The following is a 2,821-nucleotide window of genomic DNA, read 5'->3' as shown; positions in this document are numbered from 1 at the left end:
TGGGTCTCCTTCGGGGGGCGGGGCGGGGGCCCACCTGGCTGCGGGTTGCGCGTCTATGTACCCGCGGATGACTGCGGTGGCCCCGCGGGGGAGGGCCAGCATGTAGAGGGGGGAGAGGTCGCAGGGCCCGCCTCCGCAGTATATCCTGAGTTCGTGGGAGACTCCTCTGGGGGGCTGGGAGGCTCTGTCTGTCCTGGCGGCGGCGATTTGGTAGCGCCTCCGCGCTCTGAGCTCGTACATGCCTCTGCTGGGCTCGGCCAAGATCTTCACGACGGTTATCGATATGGGGATGAGGGCTCTGTGGCCCGCGGTGTCTAGGGCCCTCGCCTTGGGGAGGTCGACTGGGGGCCAGAGCGTGGCCTCGGCTCCCGGGGGGAGGACGGCCCAGCCCTCGGGCGTAACTATCCTATAGAGCGCCGGCTGCGGGGCCATGGCGGGTCCTGGCTAGGTACTGCCCCGGCTTGAGGGTGGTGACGGCCCAGGTGGGGACGTTTAGGGTCTGGGCGGCGAGGTCGGCGGCTGGGGGCGCGAGGTGGAAGTAGACGTAGTTGCCTATTATGGAGAGGAGGCTCTGCTTGAGGTCTTGGGGGTTCTGGGTGGCGATGGCTATGTAGACGCCGCGGTGCCTGCCCTCCCTTATGGCCTTCTCCACCGGGTCCTCGACGGGGAGGCGGGGGGCTATTTTGTGGTACTCGTCGACGGCGAGGACCAGCGGCCCCTTGGCCCTTCTCAGTATTTTGAGGATGGTGCCGTGGGCGGCTATTGCGGCGGCCAGCGGGTTGTCGGGCCTTATCCTAATGACGGCGGGGGGCGGCGGTATCTCGGCGTCGCGGCCCAGGGCTGGGTGGGGCCTGCAACCCCCGTCGTGCTCTACGCAGGCGGCGGCCAGCTTTGTGTACAGGACCTCTCTAGTGAGCTGGGGTATGTCGGGGGCCTCCCTCAGCTCTTTTAGGAACTCCGCCAGCCCAGCGCCGCGCCTGGCGACGAGCCTCAAGGCGCCCAGCTACACGGCGGACACGGCGGGCTCCCTGGCCCCCACGGCGGCGGCTATGCCCAGGCTGTAGAGCAACGCCTGGTCGTCGGGGTCCATGGCGGCTAGGTCCACCGACCCCTCCACCGTCTCGGCGAGCCCGGCGTATTCGCCCTCCTCTGTGAGGTCTATGACGTACCACCTGGGGACCTGGGAGAGGTACCGCTTGAGGAATGTGGTCTTGCCCGCCCCGCTCCCACCTGCCACCAGCAGGTGTCCCTCGACGGGGGCCATCAGCGGGGGCCAGAACCTCCAGTACGGGGCCTCGCCCAGCAACTCGGCCACGGCCCACCCGGCGACCTTCTCCCAGCCGAAGAAGGGAGGCCTCCCCCGGCAACCCGCCGCCACTGCCCACTCCCTGCCCCTCCTGAAGATGCCCAGTTGCTCGAACCAGTAGACCCCGCGGCCGAGCGCAGACCTGTACGTGACGGGCCTCTCGCCCCGCCCCTGCCTCCACGCGGCGGCTGGGAGAGGGGGCGGGGAGGTGCAGACCTTCCCCCAGCCCACCTTCTCCACAGGCACGAAGGGAGGCCCGCGGGGCTTCTCCACGAGGACGAGGCCCCTCACCGTGTCGAGGCCGAAGAACTTCAGAGAGAGGAGTGCGGCGAGGAACTCCTCCCAGGTGTTCGCGGCTAGCTTATGGCCCCACATGGCGGGAAAAAGGGGGCGTGCGCGCGCCCTTATTCAGGGCCCCGCCCTCCTCCTCCCCTTCAACCTGCGCCTGGCCTCCTTCCAGCGGCAGACAGCGTCCCTCAGCACCGGCGAAGTGCTTGAATACCTCCTCCATATACGCATCTAGGGCGCCGGGGGGCGCCGTCAGTGAAGCGGCGGTGTGCGCCTCCAGTCTGTTTTCTGCGGTTTCATCTCCGCGCGGTCGTTGGGCGCCTTTCTCTTCATTTGGGTGACCCGCGGAAGGCGTCCGCGGCTGGGGTTGCTGTCCCCCGCGGGCGCCCCCCGGCGTGTCCCCCGCGTATATCCTCACGGCTTTTATGGCGATGTTTATGGCGGCGTTTATGTCGCGGTTTATGGGGCCGTGGATGGGGCAGTGGACGGTGCGGCCGCCGCGCTCCTGGACGGGGGTGGTTCTGCCCTGGGCGGCGCATAGGGCGCACGTGGCCGAGGTGCCTCTGGGGTCTAGGGCTATTACGATGGAGCGTCCTCTGCCTATGTAGGCCCGGTATCCTGGGCCTTCTCTGAGGGGGGTGCCGAAGGCGCCTATTATCTTTTTCCATATCTTGGCGTACTCCACCTCGGATATGCCGCGCCTCCTGGCCATGCCTCTGAGGTCCTCCACGCCTATGACCGCGGGGGTGCCTTGATCGGCTAGGTGTCTGAGCCATGGGGTGAGGGTGGCGAATAGCTTGGTGGTGGCCATCCTCCTCCACCTCTTCTGGCGGTTGTTGCGCCTGCCGGGCAACCACATGAGCACGGCCTCCACGTGGGCCTCTGGCACAGACACAGCCTCCGACAGCTTCAGCGGGGTCTTAAACGCCAAGTGCTCCTCAAACAGCCAGCTGGTGATGGGGTGCGCCCCCCAGGCGCCCAGCGCCGAGGCGGCTAGGTCGGGGTCGTTGGTGACCCAGCTGAACGCCACGTAGCTCTTGTTGACGTCGATGCCGAGCGCGGCGAAGCAACCCATACGCCGCGTATCTCCCTACGTTTTATGTCCTGTACATATTGGTTGTATATGTGAGTTTTCTAGAAGTTTTGCCTACCATTTATAAGCAACTACTAGCAGAGCACCACGGGGCTCTGTGGAAAAGTTTTTAACACAGCTGGCGTCTGTTTACG

Annotated in this window: 4 protein-coding genes; all 4 read right to left on the bottom strand. The window is 66.3% G+C overall.

Translation table 11 applies throughout. From position 1 onward, the window contains the following. A partial coding sequence (locus ACP5J3_RS12570; RefSeq protein ID WP_428495999.1) for a hypothetical protein occupies nt 1-432 on the bottom strand: 432 nt, incomplete at its 3' end. Further along, nucleotides 407-994, bottom strand: coding sequence for a hypothetical protein (locus ACP5J3_RS12565; RefSeq protein ID WP_428495998.1), 588 nt, complete (start codon nt 992-994; stop codon nt 407-409). The genes ACP5J3_RS12570 and ACP5J3_RS12565, both read right to left, overlap by 26 nt. Before the next feature lie 9 nt (nt 995-1,003). Then, nucleotides 1,004-1,681 (bottom strand): hypothetical protein, encoded by a 678-nt coding sequence (locus ACP5J3_RS12560; RefSeq protein WP_428495997.1) that lies wholly within the window; start codon nt 1,679-1,681, stop codon nt 1,004-1,006. Further along, complete coding sequence (locus ACP5J3_RS12555; protein ID WP_428495996.1) at nt 1,668-2,669, bottom strand: zinc ribbon domain-containing protein; 1,002 nt, start codon at nt 2,667-2,669, stop codon at nt 1,668-1,670. Before ACP5J3_RS12555 ends, ACP5J3_RS12560 begins: the two co-directional genes overlap by 14 nt. Nucleotides 2,670-2,821 lie beyond the last annotated feature (152 nt).

The sequence above is a fragment of the Pyrobaculum sp. genome (genome assembly GCF_049971835.1).
Taxonomy (GTDB): Archaea; Thermoproteota; Thermoprotei; order Thermoproteales; family Thermoproteaceae; genus Pyrobaculum.
The sequence above is the reverse complement of the archived record's forward strand: the minus strand, read 5'-3'. Positions and strand labels throughout refer to the sequence as shown.

Coding starts and splice junctions, on each gene's coding strand:
- ACP5J3_RS12560 (WP_428495997.1), bottom strand. CDS start 1,681: ATGTGGGGCCATAAGCTAGCCGCGAACACCTGGGAGGAGTTCCTCGCC.
- ACP5J3_RS12555 (WP_428495996.1), bottom strand. CDS start 2,669: ATGGGTTGCTTCGCCGCGCTCGGCATCGACGTCAACAAGAGCTACGTG.